This is a genomic window from Actinophytocola sediminis (genome assembly GCF_054779715.1).
Map to the genome: position 1 here is coordinate 329,922 of NZ_BAAGXS010000028.1, position 15,111 is coordinate 345,032.

At 72.1% G+C, this 15,111-nt stretch carries 14 protein-coding genes; 11 read left to right on the forward strand and 3 right to left on the reverse strand.

Annotation, left to right across the window (positions count from 1 at the left end; translation table 11 throughout):
* The first annotated feature begins 1 nt into the window (after position 1).
* The 9 genes from ACYVIP_RS19395 to ACYVIP_RS19435 all read left to right on the forward strand — a co-directional run bounded on the left by ACYVIP_RS19395 (position 2) and on the right by ACYVIP_RS19435 (position 10,777).
* Positions 2-2,998, forward strand: coding sequence for an ATP-binding protein (locus ACYVIP_RS19395; protein ID WP_460398246.1), 2,997 nt, complete (start codon positions 2-4; stop codon positions 2,996-2,998).
* A gap of 79 nt (positions 2,999-3,077) precedes the next feature.
* Positions 3,078-5,159 carry a magnesium transporter gene (locus tag ACYVIP_RS19400; RefSeq protein WP_460398152.1) on the forward strand — a complete coding sequence of 694 codons (2,082 nt, stop codon included), beginning with the start codon at positions 3,078-3,080 and terminating at the stop codon, positions 5,157-5,159.
* Between the two features lies 1 nt (position 5,160).
* Positions 5,161-5,787 (forward strand): hypothetical protein, encoded by a 627-nt coding sequence (locus ACYVIP_RS19405; protein WP_460398154.1) that lies wholly within the window; start codon positions 5,161-5,163, stop codon positions 5,785-5,787.
* A 1-nt stretch (position 5,788) separates the two neighbouring features.
* Complete coding sequence (locus ACYVIP_RS19410) at positions 5,789-6,790, forward strand: C40 family peptidase (protein WP_460398156.1); 1,002 nt, start codon at positions 5,789-5,791, stop codon at positions 6,788-6,790.
* Positions 6,791-6,811: 21 nt separating this feature from the next.
* Positions 6,812-7,279 carry a hypothetical protein gene (locus tag ACYVIP_RS19415; protein WP_460398248.1) on the forward strand — a complete coding sequence of 156 codons (468 nt, stop codon included), beginning with the start codon at positions 6,812-6,814 and terminating at the stop codon, positions 7,277-7,279.
* Positions 7,280-7,295: 16 nt separating this feature from the next.
* Entirely contained in the window at positions 7,296-7,490 is a 195-nt protein-coding gene (locus ACYVIP_RS19420; protein ID WP_460398158.1) for a hypothetical protein, read from the forward strand.
* Between the two features lie 38 nt (positions 7,491-7,528).
* Entirely contained in the window at positions 7,529-8,941 is a 1,413-nt protein-coding gene (locus ACYVIP_RS19425) for an RNB domain-containing ribonuclease (protein WP_460398250.1), read from the forward strand.
* A 54-nt stretch (positions 8,942-8,995) separates the two neighbouring features.
* Entirely contained in the window at positions 8,996-9,994 is a 999-nt protein-coding gene (gene fgd / locus ACYVIP_RS19430) for a glucose-6-phosphate dehydrogenase (coenzyme-F420) (protein ID WP_460398160.1), read from the forward strand.
* 3 nt (positions 9,995-9,997) lie between these two features.
* Positions 9,998-10,777, forward strand: coding sequence for a helical backbone metal receptor (locus ACYVIP_RS19435; RefSeq protein WP_460398162.1), 780 nt, complete (start codon positions 9,998-10,000; stop codon positions 10,775-10,777).
* 39 nt (positions 10,778-10,816) lie between these two features.
* Here the strand turns inward: ACYVIP_RS19435 and pip are convergent, their stop codons facing one another.
* Positions 10,817-11,767: a prolyl aminopeptidase gene (gene pip / locus ACYVIP_RS19440; protein WP_460398164.1), complete on the reverse strand. Its 951-nt coding sequence runs from the start codon at positions 11,765-11,767 to the stop codon at positions 10,817-10,819.
* A 33-nt stretch (positions 11,768-11,800) separates the two neighbouring features.
* Here pip and ACYVIP_RS19445 point away from each other — a divergent pair, with 33 nt between their 5' ends.
* The gene (locus ACYVIP_RS19445; protein WP_460398166.1) at positions 11,801-12,736 is read left to right on the forward strand and encodes a glutathione S-transferase family protein; all 936 of its coding nucleotides are present in this window, start codon (positions 11,801-11,803) and stop codon (positions 12,734-12,736) included.
* A gap of 14 nt (positions 12,737-12,750) precedes the next feature.
* Complete coding sequence (locus ACYVIP_RS19450; RefSeq protein ID WP_460398168.1) at positions 12,751-13,272, forward strand: SRPBCC family protein; 522 nt, start codon at positions 12,751-12,753, stop codon at positions 13,270-13,272.
* A gap of 9 nt (positions 13,273-13,281) precedes the next feature.
* Here the strand turns inward: ACYVIP_RS19450 and ACYVIP_RS19455 are convergent, their stop codons facing one another.
* Both ACYVIP_RS19455 and panB read right to left on the reverse strand, forming a co-directional pair.
* Positions 13,282-13,896 carry a dihydrofolate reductase family protein gene (locus ACYVIP_RS19455; RefSeq protein WP_460398170.1) on the reverse strand — a complete coding sequence of 205 codons (615 nt, stop codon included), beginning with the start codon at positions 13,894-13,896 and terminating at the stop codon, positions 13,282-13,284.
* Positions 13,897-14,009: 113 nt separating this feature from the next.
* Positions 14,010-14,894 carry a 3-methyl-2-oxobutanoate hydroxymethyltransferase gene (gene panB / locus ACYVIP_RS19460; protein WP_460398172.1) on the reverse strand — a complete coding sequence of 295 codons (885 nt, stop codon included), beginning with the start codon at positions 14,892-14,894 and terminating at the stop codon, positions 14,010-14,012.
* Positions 14,895-15,111: the final 217 nt, after the last annotated feature.

Below are 15,111 nucleotides of genomic sequence, written 5' to 3' on the forward strand. Positions count from 1 at the left end.
GCTGCCCCCGGCCAGGGACCCGGCGCAGTACCGCCCGGCCGCCACCGGCAACGGCAAGCGCAACCGGCGGCTGCCGGGGGAACAGTCGATTCCCACCTACACCCCGGCCATCGCCGCGCGCAGCATCGACGGCCACCTGCTGCGCAACGGGCACGACCTGTTCGCCTGGTACCGGCTCTCGCCGCAGCGCTGGTCGTTTCGCTCCGACTCCCAGCGCCAGGACCTGATCGCGGCCATCGCCGGCCAGTACGCCGAGTTGGCCGGCCGCTGGCTGCACCTGCGGGTGACCACCCGGCCGTACCCGATCCGGATGTGGGCCGAGGCGCACGTGCACAACGCGGTCAACCGGCTGCCCGACGCCCCGGGCGCGATGTCCTTCGACGACTACCTCATCGGTGAGCAGCAACAACTTCTCGGCCGGTCCATGGCCGAGAAGGAGGTCTACCTCGGCGTCCAGGTGCAGACCCGCAACATGGTCGACCGCGCCGTCGAGCGGGCCGCGCCGTTGCTGCGCCGGATCTTCCCGACGGCCGTGGACGCCGAGCTGCTCGCCATCGACTCCGAGGTCGAGCACCTCGACCAGGTCATCGGCTCGGCCGGGCTGGAGGGCAGGCCGGTGTCGGCCGAGGAGATGTCCTGGCTGATGCACCGGTCCTGCTCGCTCGGCCTGCCGGCGCCGAGGAACCTGCCGGCCGTGCCGGGCGCGGCGTGGGAGCCCGAGGACCTGGCCTCGTTCACCGACGCGGCCGACTTCCACCAGGACCCGTACTCGCCGACGGTCACCGTGCGCGGCCGCACCGGCTCCAACGCCGGCATGACCCGGCACGTCGCGGTGCTCACCGTCGGCCAGATGCACGGCCTGCAGATCCCGGAGATCGACGACCCGTGGGTGCAGCACTCCGACCGGCTCGCGGCGTCGGTCGAGTGGTCCGCGCGGATCTACGTCCGCCGACCGGAGGACGTGCAGGGCGAGCTGTCCCGGCAGATGAACAAGGTGCGCTCCCAGGTCCGGCACTACACCGACGAGCACGAGCTCGAACCGCCGCAGTCCCTTGCCCGCCAGGCCTCCCGGGTGCTGGAGATCGACGACGAGATGACCTCGGGGTTCACCGCGCTGGCCACCAGGGTCCGCTCGTGGTGGCGCCTCGCGGTGTCCGGGCCGACCGAGCGCGACGCGCTGCGGATGGCCCAGCAGCTGCTCGAGCTGTACAAGCCGAAGGTCGCCATCGAGCACCCGGAGGCGCAGTACGCGCTGGCGCGGGAGTTCATCCCGGGCGAGCCGCTGGCCTCCAGCGCCTACCTGCGCCGGGGCTCGGTGGTGTGGGCGGCGGCCGCGGTGCCGACCGCGACCGCCGAGGTCGGCGACCGGCGCGGCATCCTGCTCGGCGAGACCTGCACCGCGACCCGGCGCCCGGTGGCCTGGGACCCGTGGATGGCCCAGGAGATCCGGGACGGCTCCGGACTGACCGCGATGGTCGCCGGTTTGGGCGGGGGCAAATCTTTTCTCGGTGGCGGCATCGTCTACAAGACGCTGCGGGCCGGGGCGCACTGGACGCTGCTCGACCCGTCCGGGCCGCTCTCGCGACTGTGTGACCTGCCGGAACTGCGGCCATACGCCCGGCCGATCAACCTGCTCAACGCCGAGCCGGGCATCCTCAACCCCTACCGGGTGGTGGCCGAGCCGCTGTTCGAGCACTTCGTCGACGAGGACGACCCCGAGCGGTCGTGGCGCCGGGAGAAGGCCCTCGCGGCCGCCACCCGCCGCCGGCTGGTGCTCGACGTGCTGACCGGCCTGCTGCCCTACGACATCGCCCGCATGCCGCAGACCAGGATCGTGCTGCTGCGCGCGGTGCGGATGGTGGGCGGCCGGCAGAACGCCGACCCGAGCCTGGTGTTCGAGGCGCTGCGCCGGGACGCCTCCGAGCACCACGAGCACGCGGTGGTGGTCGCCGACTTCCTCGACGAGCTGCGTGAGCGGATGCAGCTGCTCATCCCGGAACAGGACGCCGACCCCTACAGCGAGACCCGCGACGACCGGCTCACCGTGCTCACCATGGCCGGCCTGACCCTGCCCAAGGACGGGGTCGGCCGGGAGCACTGGACCGACGCGGAGTCCCTCGGCGTGGAGATGCTGAACCTGGCCGCCTGGCTCACCCAGCGCTCGATCTACGAGCGGCCCAAGGACCTGCGCAAGGGCGTCTGGATCGACGAGGCGTTCTTCCTGTCCGAGGTGCCGACCGGGCGGGTGCTGATGAACCGCTTCGCCCGCGACTCCCGCAAGTGGAACGTGCGGGTGCTGCTGTCCTCGCAGATCCCTGCGGACTTCCTGCGCATCCAGGGCTTCGTCACCCTGCTGGACTCGGTGTTCGTCGGCCGGCTGGACGACGAGCAGGCGCAGGCGGACGCGTTGCGGCTGCTCAAGGTTCCGGTCGGTGCGGGCTACGAGCAGGTCATCGCGAGCCTTGGCCGCCGGCCGGGCGCGCACCGCGAGACCCAGCGGGACACCTCACCCCGGCAGTTCGTCTTCGCCGACGGCGCGGGCGGGGTGGAGCGGATCCGCATCGACCTGTCCGGCGGGCATCTCGACCACGTGCGCGCGGCCCTGGACACCACGCCGGACGCGATGCGCGACAGCACGCCGGCCACCGTGCTCCCGCCCGACCAGCACGCCCCGTCCATGCCCGACCCGGACGAGGCCGACGGCCCGCCGCTGGACGGCAGCGTCGACGACGAGTCCAGGGTCGGCCGGCCGGCTGACGAGGACGAGTTCGACCTGGCCGCCGACTTCGAGCTCGGCCTGACCGACGACGGCCGTACCGACGTCAACCCCACCGACGACGTCGCCGACGGACCACCGGGCGATCCGGTGCGCAACGGCGACCCCAGTCCGTCCCCACGCCCGCCGGTCGACCGGCGGGGCAACGGAGCCGGCGGCGGGACCAGCCCGGACGGCGGCAGCGCGCAGCCAGGCAAGCGGGGGCGGGTCGACGTCGCATGATCACTTTCCTGATGAAGTGTTCCGGTGCTTGGTCGGGAGAGTTCGCGTCACTCGTCAAACAGGGGCAGGTCGACGCCACATGATCACTTTGCTGGTGGTGGTGGCCGTCGCGCTGATCGTCAGCGCGCGGCGGCGGGTCCGGCGGTCCACCGCCCGGTCGGGAAGACTCGCCTCGCTCGCCGTGGTGATCGGGATCGTCTGCGGGTACACGCTGATCGGCTCGCCCGCGCTGGCCCAGCAGACCGACACCAGCTGCGCGCCGTCCCCGGAGCGCCCCGGCGCCGGCATGGCGGGCGCGGTCGATCCGCCGCAGGGCAACGGTCTGCGCTTCGAGCCGGACAACCCGGTGCCCTACACCGACGAGAAGTTCCCCAACAGCCCGTACCGGGACTACGGCTACTCCGGCATGGTCTGGCACGTCTTCGACCCGAACTGCCAGCAGCCGCTCACGCTGTCCAACCCGAGCAGCACGATCGACACCTGGGCCGGCAGCCAGCTGTTCAACATCGGCAAGAACATCGTGGCCGCCACCAACTCGCTGCACTACACGCTGCACGAGGGTGGCGTGCTCGGCGGGCTGAACCAACAGATCGGCGACGCGGCGAACTCGGTGTTCGACAATGTCTACGCGCAGCTGTTCAGCCTCTTCATGATCATTCTGGCGGTGCTGATGTTCCGCCAGATCTGGCGCGGCGACTTCGCCACGGTCAGCCGGCGCGCGCTGTTCGCGCTCGGCGGCATGTGGCTCGCGGCCTCGACCCTGGTGCTGGTCAACAACTACGACGCGGTCGACCGGCTGATCGTGGAGACCACCACCGGCATCCAGAGCGGGTTCGAGGACCCCGAGCGCGACGACGTCCAGCAGCACGTGCTGCCCAACGAGCTGCACACCAGGGTGGTCTACGAGAACTGGCTGCGTGGCGAGTTCGGCCAGCCGGACGACCCGGCGGCGATCGAGTACGGCCGCCCGCTGCTGGCCGCGCAGTCCTGGACCCGCGACGACCTGGTCAACGGCGCGGACGCGAACGACCAGGCCGAGGAGGCCAAACGCGCCGAGTTCCAGCGCATCTACAACGAGCTCGGCGCCCGGCAGGGCTATCTCACCGGCGCCGAGGGCAGCCGCACCGGCTCGGGGTTCCTGGCCTTCTTCCAGTCGCTGGTCTACTCGTTCTTCCAGTTCATGGCCAAGCTCGCGGTGTTGCTGGCCCAACTGCTGCTGCGGATCTTCACCCTCGCCGCGCCGGTGATCGGCCTGGTCGCGTTGCTACACCACGACATCCTGCGCAAGGTCGGCCGCGCGCTCGGCGCGGTGGTGCTCAACGTGCTGATCCTGGCGGTGCTGGCCGGCATCCACTTCAAGTTCCTGCAGATGATCTTCAACCCGGACGTCGGCCTGACGATGCTCACCCAGATGCTGCTGGCCGGCATCGTCACGCTGGTGTTCCTGATCGTCGGCCGGCCGATGAAGCGGATGTGGCAGATGGTCGAGCTGTCGGTCGGCGCGGCCGGCGCGTCGATGCCGGCCCCCGGCGGGGTCTTCTCCCGCTTCCGCAAGCGCAAGGGCCAGCAGGCCCAGCGCGGTCCGCAGGACGAGTTCTGGGACCAGCTGCGCGACGAGGAGACCGCGGGCGACACCGTGGCCACCACCGGCGGCGGGCTGCGCCGCCCCCGGCCGGAGGCGACCGGTCCGGTCGTGGCGACCGCCGAGCGGCTGGACACCCGCCGCACGGTGGCCGACGCGGCCAGGACGGACGGGCTGCCGGCGGCCCGCGGCGAGGACTCCGTGCTGTTATCTGCCGGACCGGTCGGCCGCAACGGGCCGGCCGCGGCGATCGCCGGCCGGACGAGCCGGGTCACCGACACCGTGCCGGTCGCCGACCGGGGCTGGGACCGGAGCTGGGAGTACGGGGAGGACGCGGTCGTGGTGCCCTCCCAGGTCGCCGGCCGCCGAGGCGAGGCGATGGGGCGCTACGAGAACGCGCCGGTGGCCCCGCGCCAGCAGCCGCGACCCGCCGACGTGGAGATGGTCGCCGGCCGGCCGGTGCACGTGGTGTACCGGCCGTCGCGGGGACTCGAGGTCCGGGAACCCGCGCCGCGCCGCGCTCCCCGTCCGATGCCGTTGCGGGACGGGCCGCGCGAGACCGACGCGGTGGTGAGATGACATGCCGATCCGCACCAACCGCGGCCGTGCCGCGGTGTACCGCAAGCTCTGGGGCTGGCCGATGCGCTCGCCGCGGCACCTGGTGGTGCTGTGCGTCGTGCTCGCCGTGCTGGTCATCGCGATCAGCGTCCTGATCCCGCGGCTGACCGGTTCGGACCAGGCGAGCTCGGGTGCGACCGGCGGCACCACCGAGACCACCAGCGGGGCCGCCGCGCCGCCGGGCACCACCGACACCGAGTCCTCGACCGGCGACGAGCAGAGCACGTCGTCGCTGCCGACCAGGATCCCGTCGCTGACCAACTCCCCGTCCTCCGCGCCGGCGGAGCCCGAGGCGCTGGAGGTCGCCGAGCAGTGGGGCAAGGCCTGGGTGGACCACGACGAGGACACCACCGCCGAGCAGTGGCTCGACGGCCTGTCCCCGTTCACCGACGAGGAGTACATGGTCGAGCTGGCGACCGTCGACCCGGAGAACGTGCCGTCCACGAAGGTGACCGGTCCGGCCGAGGCGACCGAGTCGTACAAGAACTCGCTCACCGTCACCCTGCCGACCGACGGCGTCACGCTGTCGATCAAGCTGATCGACACCCCGGACGGCTGGCGCGTGACCTCCTACGAGGAGGTGACGTGAGGTGAAGTCGGCACTGGTGGCCGGGGCACTGGTGCTCGCGGCGATCCTCGCCATCACGATCACCGCGGTGACCACGGTGGTCAGCGAGGACCAGGAACGGGCCAACGCCCGCCGGACCAACGTGTCCTGCAACGCCGCGCTCGGCCCGATCACCAGCGGCCCGGCGGGCAGCGGCTCGGCGGACGCGGGGAAGCTCGAGGAGCAGCAGCGCAGCGTGGTCGCGCAGATCATCCAGATCGGCAAGGAGCGCCAGCTGCCGCCGAGGGCCTGGCAGGTGGCCATCCAGGCCGGCATGACCGAGTCGGGCCTGCGGCCGTTGAACTACGGCGACCGGGACTCGCTCGGCATCTTCCAGATGCGGCCGTCGATGGGCTGGGGCACGCCGGCGGAGGTCATCGACCCGACGTACGCGATCAACAAGTTCTACGACGTGCTGCTGGAGGTGCCGAACTGGGAGCAGCAGCGGCCCGGCGAGTCCGCGCAGGACGTCGAGCGCTCCGCGTTCCCCGACCGGTACCACGAGTGGGAGCCGATGGCGGCCCACCTGATCGGCAACGTCGGCCTGGTCGCCGACCCGACCGGCTGCGGGCAGGGCACCGGTCAGCTGCTGCCGCCGAACAAGCAGGCGGGGGTGGCGATGCAGTTCGCGCTGTCCCAGCGGGGCAAGCCCTACCAGTGGGGCGCGTTGACCACCCACCAGAACTCCTTCGACTGCTCGAGTCTGATGCTGCAGGCCTACCGCGACGCGGGGATCACCCTGCCGAGGGTGTCCCGCCAGCAGTTCCGGGCGGGCGCGATGCTGCCGGTGGAACAGGCCCAGCCAGGTGACCTGTTGTTCTGGGCCTACGACCAGGACGACCCGGCCACCATCCACCACGTCGCCATGTATCTGGGGGAGAACAAGATCGTGGAAGCACAGCAGGACGGCGTGCCGGTGCACATCCGGCCGGTTCGCTGGGGCGAACCCGAGTTGGTGGCCCAGGCCGTGCGCCCGGGCGTATAGAACTGAGGGGCCATAGTGACGATGTACACGCCCGATCCGATCCAGTCCCAGCTCGGCCCTCCCGGGTCCAGCACTCCGGTGCGCGACTACCTCGCGGCGCCGCGCCCTGGCGTGCCGGACGGGTACGTGGTGTTGCCCAGGTCGCTGGTCGAGGCGATGCCGTTGCCGTGGCAGCAGGCGATGTCCCAGATCCTGGCGGAGTTCCACCGGGCCTACGCCCATCTGAACTGGCCGGAGTACCGGGTCATCCCGTCGCGGCGGGAGCGGCTGGTGAACCTGGACGAGGACCAGCTCGCCGAGGTCGGCTACCTGGTGGAGATCGACGGGGACGGCGAGGTGGTCTACCGGGAGCGGTCCGGCAGACGGATCGCCGACCCGGAGCACACCGAGGTGCTGGTGTCCTGCCAGGACCCGATCCCCTCCCAGCATCGCAACGCCAACCAGGACACCCCGCCGCGCGGCTTTCCGACCCAGCAGGCGTGGAGTTAGCGCCTAGGCTTTCCTCATGGCCGACAGCAACCCGGATCCCGGTTGGTACTACTGCACCAAGCACGGCACGGTCGAGCACGGTGACGTCTGCCGCGCGGCGGACCGGCTCGGGCCCTACCCCGACCGGGAGTCCGCCGCGCGGGCGCTGGAGACTGCCCGCGAGCGCAGCGCCGCGTGGGACAAGGCCGACCGCGAGTGGAACGACGACTGATCGGGTACCGCCGGAGGCCCGGATAGGGTTCTGGCGTGATGTCCATGGCGGCGACCGGGCCGGGCTTCGAGCGGATCCGCACCGAGTTCGGGCTGGTCGACGGCTTCCCTGAGCCGGCGCTGGCCGAGGCCGTGCGGTCGGTGGGTGGCGAGGTACCCGGTGCCCAACCGCCCGACCGGCTCGACGCCACCGACCTGCCGTTGGTGACCATCGACCCGCCGGGGGCGCGCGACCTCGACCAGGCGCTCGCGATCACCCGTACCCCCGACGGCTTCGTGGTGCACTACGCGATCGCCGACCTCGGCGCGTTCGTCGAGCCGGGCGGTCGGCTGGACGCCGAGGTCCGCGGCCGGGGGCAGACGCTCTACCTGCCGGACGGCAACATCCCGCTGCACCCGCCGGTGCTCGCCGAAGGCGCCGCGAGCCTGCTGCCCGACCAGGTCCGGCCCGCCGCGCTGTGGACGCTGACCTGCGCGGCCGACGGCGAGCTGACCGCCGCGCACGTGCGGCGCGCGCTGGTCCGGTCGCGGGCGCGGTTCGACTACGCCTCGGTGCAGGCCGCGCTCGCCGCCGGCACCCCGCACCCGTCACTGGCCGAGCTGCCCGCGTTCGGCAGGCTGCGCCGCGAGCGCGCGGTCGAGCGGGGCGCGGTGGAGCTGGCACTGCCCGAGCAGGTGGTGGAGCGCGACGGGGCTGGCGGCTGGCGGCTGGTGCTGCGCCCGCACACCGACGTCGACGCGTGGAACGCGGAGATCTCCCTGCTCACCGGCATGGCGGCGGCGTCGATGATGCTCGACGCCGGGGTCGGCGTGCTGCGCACCCTGCCGCCGGCCGGCAGCGGCGCGGTGCGCTGGCTGCGCCGCTCGGCGCGCTCACTCGGCATCGACTGGCCGCGCACGACCGAGGTCGCCGAGCTGCTCAGCGGGCTGGACCCGGCCCAGCCCGAGGCGCTGGCGCTGTTCATGGACGCGACCAGGCTGCTGCGCGGGGCGGGGTACACCGTCTTCGACGGCACTCCGCCGGAGCTGGCCACGCACGCCGGGGTGGCCAGCTCCTACGCGCACGTGACCGCGCCGCTGCGGCGGCTGGTCGACCGGTTCGGCACGGAGATCTGTCTCGCGCTGTGTGCCGACGAGCCGGTGCCGGCGTGGGTCCGCGAGGCGCTGCCGGAGCTGCCGAAGCTGATGGAGATCTCCGACGGGCTGGCCGGCAGGGTCGACCGCGCGTGTCTGGACCAGGTGGAGGCGTGGGTGCTGGCCGACCGGGTCGGCGAGGTGTTCGACGTGGTCGTGCTGCGGGCCGACGGCGGCTCGGCGGAGGTGTTCCTGACCGATCCGCCGGTGATCGCCAAGTGCGCAGGCGGCGATAACCTGCCAGAAGGGGACACCGTGCGGGTGCGCCTGGTGCGGGCCGACGAGCTGGCTCGGGTGGTGGCGTTCGAACCGGCGTGAACGCGGCCGGTGCGGGGGAGACCTAGGCTGGTGCCGACGACGGGAGACGCGAACGTGAGGATCGGCTACAAGGCATCCGCGGAGCAGTTCGGGCCGCGTGACCTGGTGGAGTACGCGGTGCGGGCCGAGGAGCTGGGGCTGGACAGCGTGTGGGTGTCCGACCATTTCCTGCCATGGCGGCACACCGGCGGGCACGCGCCGGCGGCGTTCCCGTGGATGGCCGCGGTCGGCGAGCGGACCAGGCGGGTGTTGATCGGCACCAGCGTGACCACCCCGACCTTCCGGTACAACCCGGCGGTCATGGCGCAGACGTTCGCGTCGCTGGCACTGATGTACGACAACCGGGTGATCCTGGGGGTTGGCACCGGTGAGGCGCTCAACGAGATCGCGGTGTCCGGCCGGGAGTGGCCGGAGTTCAAGGAGCGGTTCGCCCGCCTGCGGGAGGCGGTGCGCCTGATGCGGGCGCTGTGGACCGAGGACGAGGTGACCGTCGACGGCGACTACTACCAACTGGTCGGCGCGCGGATCTACGACCGCCCGGAGCGGCCGGTGCCGGTGTACGTGGCCGCTGGCGGGCCGGTGGTCGCCAAGTACGCCGGCCGGGCGGGCGACGGCATGATCTGCACGTCGGGCAAGGGCATGGAGCTGTACACCGACAAGCTGCTGCCGGCGATGGCCGAGGGCGCGGCGGCCGGTGAACGGAACGCGGCCGACGTCGACCGCATGATCGAGATCAAGCTGTCCTACGACCGGGACCGGGACGCGGCGCTGGCCAACACCCGGTTCTGGGCGCCGCTGTCGTTGACCGCCGAGCAGAAGCACTCGGTCGGCTCGGCCGAGGAGATGGAACGGTTGGCCGACGAGCTGCCGCTGGCCCAGGTCGCGCGCCGGTGGATCGTGGCCTCGGACCCCGACGAGGTGGTCGAGCAGGTCCGGCCGTACCTGGAGGCGGGGTTGAACCACCTGGTCTTCCACGGCCCCGGCCATGACCAGGAGCGGTTCCTCAGCCAGCTGACCGAGGACGTCGTGCCCAAGCTGCGCGCGCTGGCCTGAGCCGTGGTCCCCGCCCCTGTCCACGTCGACGACCTCGGGGAGCCGGTGCCGCTGACCGGACCGCCGGCGCGGGTGGTCAGCCTGGTGCCCTCGTTCACCGACGCCATCGAGGAGAGCCGGCCGGGCACGGTGGCCGGCGCCACCGACTACTGCACCCACCCGCCGGGGCTGTCCGTGCCGAGGGTCGGTGGCTCGAAGTACCCGGATGTCGACGCGGTGCTCGCGCTGGCGCCGGACCTGGTGGTGGCCAACGCCGAGGAGAACCGGCCGGAAGACGTGCAGCGGCTGCGGGCCGACGGCGTCCCGGTGTGGGTGACCGCGGCGGCGGCGACCGTGCCGGAGGGTCTCGGCTCGGTGCGCCGGCTGCTCACCCAGGGCCTGGGGATGCCGGAGCCGGCGTGGCTGCTGGCCGCCGAGGACATCTGGCGGGAGGTGCCGCCGGTGCGGGCGCGGGCGATCGTGCCGGTCTGGCGCCGGCCGTGGGTGGTGGTCGGCCGGGACACCTTCGCCGGCGACGTGCTCCGCCGGCTCGGCGTCGCCAACGCCTACGGCACCGACCGGGAGCGCTATCCGAGGCCGAGCCTGGACGCCCTGCGCGCCACGGTCGCCGCCGGCGCGGCCGACCTGGTCGTGCTGCCCGACGAGCCCTACGAGTTCACCGAGACCGACGGCCCGGAGGCGTTTCCCGGCGTCCGGCACGTCCTGGTCTCCGGCCGGCATCTGACCTGGTGCGGCCCGTCGCTCATCGCCGCGCACGCCGAGCTGGCGGCGGCACTGCCCTGAATGCCTCATTCAGGACGTTGAGCGTCCCGAATGACCCATTCAGGGCCGGAACTCGTCGGTGGCGGTCAGCAGGGCGTCGAGGACGCCGCGGTCGGCCACCGAGTGCCCGGCCTCGGGCAGCAGCTTCAGCGTCGAGCCTGGCCAGGCCTGGTGCAGCTGCCACGCGGTGGTCGGCGGGCAGACCACGTCGTAGCGGCCCTGCACGATCCGGCCGGGAATGTCGCCGAGCTTGCCGGCGTCGCGCACCAGCTGGTTCTCCACGAGCCAGCCGTTGCGGGTGAAGTAGTGCAGCGCGACCCTGGCGAAGGCCACGGCGAACCTCGGCTCGGCGTAGGAGGCGATCATCGACGGGTTGGGCACCAGCGACACCGCGGCACCCTCCCAGTTGCTCCACGCCGCCGCCGCCTCGGTGGCGATCGCCTCGTCCTCGTGGTTGACCAGTTGGTGGTAGGCCGCCAACGGGTCCTCGCCCGCGGGCACCAGCGCGGTGAAGTCCGCCCACGCCTCGGGGAACAGGTGCCCGGCCCCGCCCCGGTACATCCAGTCCAACTCCGCGCGCCGGAGCAGGAACACCCCGCGCAGGATGATCTCGAGCACCCGGTCGGGATGGGTCTGGGCGTAGGCCATCGCCAGTGTCGCGCCCCACGACCCGCCGAACACCTGCCAGCGGTCGATCCGCAGCTGGGCGCGGAGTTGTTCCAGGTCCGACACCAGGTGCCAGGTGGTGTTCGCGACCAGGCCGGCGCGGGTGGTCACCACCGACGGCGTGCTCCGCCCGCACCCGCGCTGGTCGGTCAGCACGATCCGGTACGCGGCCGGGTCGAACATCCTGCGATGCAGCGGGGTGGTGGAGCTGCCAGGGCCGCCGTGCAGGAACACCACGGGCCTGCCGTCGGGGTTGCCGGAGACCTCCCAGTAGATCCGGTGGCCATCGCCGACATCGAGCATGCCCTGCTCGTGCGGCTCGATCGGCGGGTACAGCAGACGCATGCGCACAGTCTCCACGGCGCCTAGCCTCGAGGTATGGCGACCGCGCAGTTCGGCAGGGAAACCTCCACCGCGGGCGAGTTCGTGCGCCAGGCGAACCGGTTCACCGACCGGATCACCGCGGACGGCTCGTCCGGCGGGCGAGCCGAGCCTGGCCGGTACCGGCTGGTCGTGAGCCTGGCCTGTCCGTGGGCGCACCGCTCGATCATCGTGCGCCGCCTGCTTGGCCTTGAGGACGCGATCTCGCTGGCCGTGGTCGACCCGATCCGCGACGAGCGGGGCTGGCGGTTCACGCTGGACGACGGCGGGCGTGACCCGGTGCTCGGCATCGAGTACCTGTCCGAGGCCTACCGCAGGACCGACCCCGAGTTCACCGGCCGGGTCACCGTTCCGTCCATTGTGGACATCAAGACCGGCGAGGTGGTCAGCAACGACTACCCGAGGATCTCCCTCGACCTGTCGACCGAGTGGCGGGCGTTCCACCGCCCCGGCGCGCCCGACCTGTATCCGGTCGAGCGACGCGCGGAGATCGACGCGGTGCTGGAGCCGATCTTCCGCAACGTCAACAACGGCGTGTACCGCTGTGGGTTCGCCTCCTCCCAACAGGCCTACGACGAGGCGTTCGCGGCGCTGTTCGCCGAACTGGACCGGCTGTCCGAACGGCTGGCGAGCCGGCGCTACCTGCTCGGCGACGCGATCACCGAGGCCGACGTCCGGCTGTTCACCACGCTGGTCCGGTTCGACGCGGTCTACCACGGACACTTCAAGTGCAACCGGCACAAGCTGACCGAGCTGCCGGTGCTCTGGGCCTACGCGCGCGACCTGTACCAGACGCCCGGTTTCGGCGACACCGTCGACTTCGACCAGATCAAGCGGCACTATTACGGCACCCACGACGCGATCAATCCGACCAGGATCGTCCCGCAGGGGCCCGACCTGTCCGGCTGGGACGTGCCACCCGATCGCGCGTAGCCCGGAGGTGCGCGGTGCTGAACCTACCGTCCAAGGTGGCCTACACCCAGGCCATCGGCCGACCGCTCGCCGAGGGCGAGCTGACCGTCGACGCCCCGCCCGCCGAGGTGTACCGCCTGGTCAGCGACCCGGTGGCGATGGTCGGGTTCGCCGAGGAGTGCTACCGGGTGCGCTGGCTGCGCGGCGCGCGCGGCGCCGAGGTCGGCGCCTGGTTCGCCGGCACCAACCGCAACGGCTGGCGCCGCTGGATCACCCACGCGATGATCACCGCCGCCGACCCCGGCCGCCGGTTCGCCTACCGGGTGCGCACCCCGTTCCTGGTGCCCATCTCCAGCTGGGAGTACGACATCACCCCCGACGGCGACGGCTGCCGGGTCACCGTGACGAACTGGCTGCGGATGCCTCGCTGGTTCGTCCCGTTCGCCATCCTCATCACCGGCCGCCCGGACCGGGCCGGCACCAACACCGCCAACATCGCCACCACCCTCGGGCGGCTGAAGGCCCATGCCGAGGGTGGCCCGCCTGGCCGGACGTGACCGCAGCCGCTAGAACGAGCCATAGGTCGGCACGCCGGCCGGCCGGTAGACGGAGATGACGGCGCCGGCGGGGGTGGTGCGGGACTCGACGAGGGTCAGCGCGGTGGGCACGGTGCCGTCGGCGAACAGGCGCTTGCCGGCGCCGAGCAGTACCGGGAAGGTCATCAGCCGGTACTCGTCCACCAGGTCGTGCCGGATCAGCGTCTGGGCGAGGTCGCCGCTGCCGATCACGTGCAGCTCGCCGCCCGGCCGGGCGCGCAGCTCGGCGACCGCGGCCGGCACGTCCTCGCCGAGCAGGGTGGAGTTCTGCCAGTCCACCGAGGTGAGCGTGCGCGAGGCGACGTACTTGGGAATGGCGTTGAGGACCTTGGCGGCCTCGGCGTCCGGATGGTCGTCCGCGAGCGCGGGCCAGTGCCCGGCGAAGCTCTCGTAGGTCCGCCGGCCAAGCAGCAGCCCTTCGGTGTTGGCCATCCCCTCGCCGACGAACTCGCCCATCGCGTCGTCGAACAGCGGGACCTGCCAGCCGCCGTAGCTGAAGCCGGGTGAGCCGTTCTCCTCCGGCCCGCCGGGGGCCTCCAGGACGCCGTCGAGGGTGAGGAAGGTGTCGATCACGATCGTGCTCATGGTGTGCCTCCGTGGTGTGGTTTCTGCCCATGCGTCGGACCAAACCGGCGTGGATCGACACCAGGAGACAAAAAAGTGGCCGCCCCGGCAGGGCGGCCACTTATGTGGTGCGGTCAGTGGAAGACGTGCTCCGGAGCGGGGAACTGCCGGCCGCGTACCTCGGCCGCGAACTGCTCCACCGCGCCGGTCATCACGTTCGCCAGATCCGCGTAGCGCTTCACGAACCGCGGTGCCCGGCCCTGGCGCAGGCCCATCATGTCCTGCCAGACCAGCACCTGGGCGTCACAGTCCGGGCCGGCGCCGATGCCGATGGTCGGGATCGCCAGCTCGTGGGTGACCCGCTTGGCCGCCTCGGCCGGCACCATCTCCATGACCACGGAGAACGCGCCCGCCTCCTGCAGCGCGACCGCGTCGGCCACCAGGTCGTCGGCCGCGTCGCCCCGGCCCTGGACCCGGTAGCCGCCGAGGTTGTGCTCGCTCTGCGGGGTGAAGCCGATGTGGCCCATCACGGGCACTCCGGCCTGGGTGATCGCCCGGACGTGGGGCGCGAACGCCTGCCCGCCCTCGAGCTTGACCGCGTGTGCCCGGCCTTCCTTCATCATCCGCACCGACGTGGCCAACGCCTGCTCCGGGGAGAGCTGGTAGGAACCGAACGGCAGGTCCGCGACCACGAGCGCGCGCTTCACCGACCTGGTCACCGCCCGCACCAGCGGCACCATCTCGTCCACCGTGACCGGCAGCGAGGACTCGTAGCCGTAGACGTTGTTCGACGCGGAGTCGCCGACCAGCAGGACCGGGATCCCGGCCTCGTCGAACAGCTGGGCGGTGTACATGTCGTACGCGGTGAGCATGGGCCACGGCTCGCCGCGCTCCTTGAGCTCCCGCAGGTGATGGATGCGGACCCGCTTGCCCGGCTTGGCCGGCGCGGCGCCAGGGCCGGTGCCGTAGGGGGCGGCTACCTCGCCGCTGGAGCCGGCTGGGGTTGCTGCTGACGTCATTGTCGACCGTCCCTCCCTCGAGGCCCGCGACGCGGGTCCCCGGGTGTTCGTGGATGGCTTACCCATCCAGCGTCGCACCGCGGGGCCGGTCGGGAGGGTCGGTGCGACGAGCTTCACACGCCGCGCGAACCCCGCTGTCAGGCCTTGCGCGGCGGCTGGCACCGGGGGGTGCGCCCGTGGCGGATGGCGTTGCCGGCGTCGATGCCGTAGACGAAGT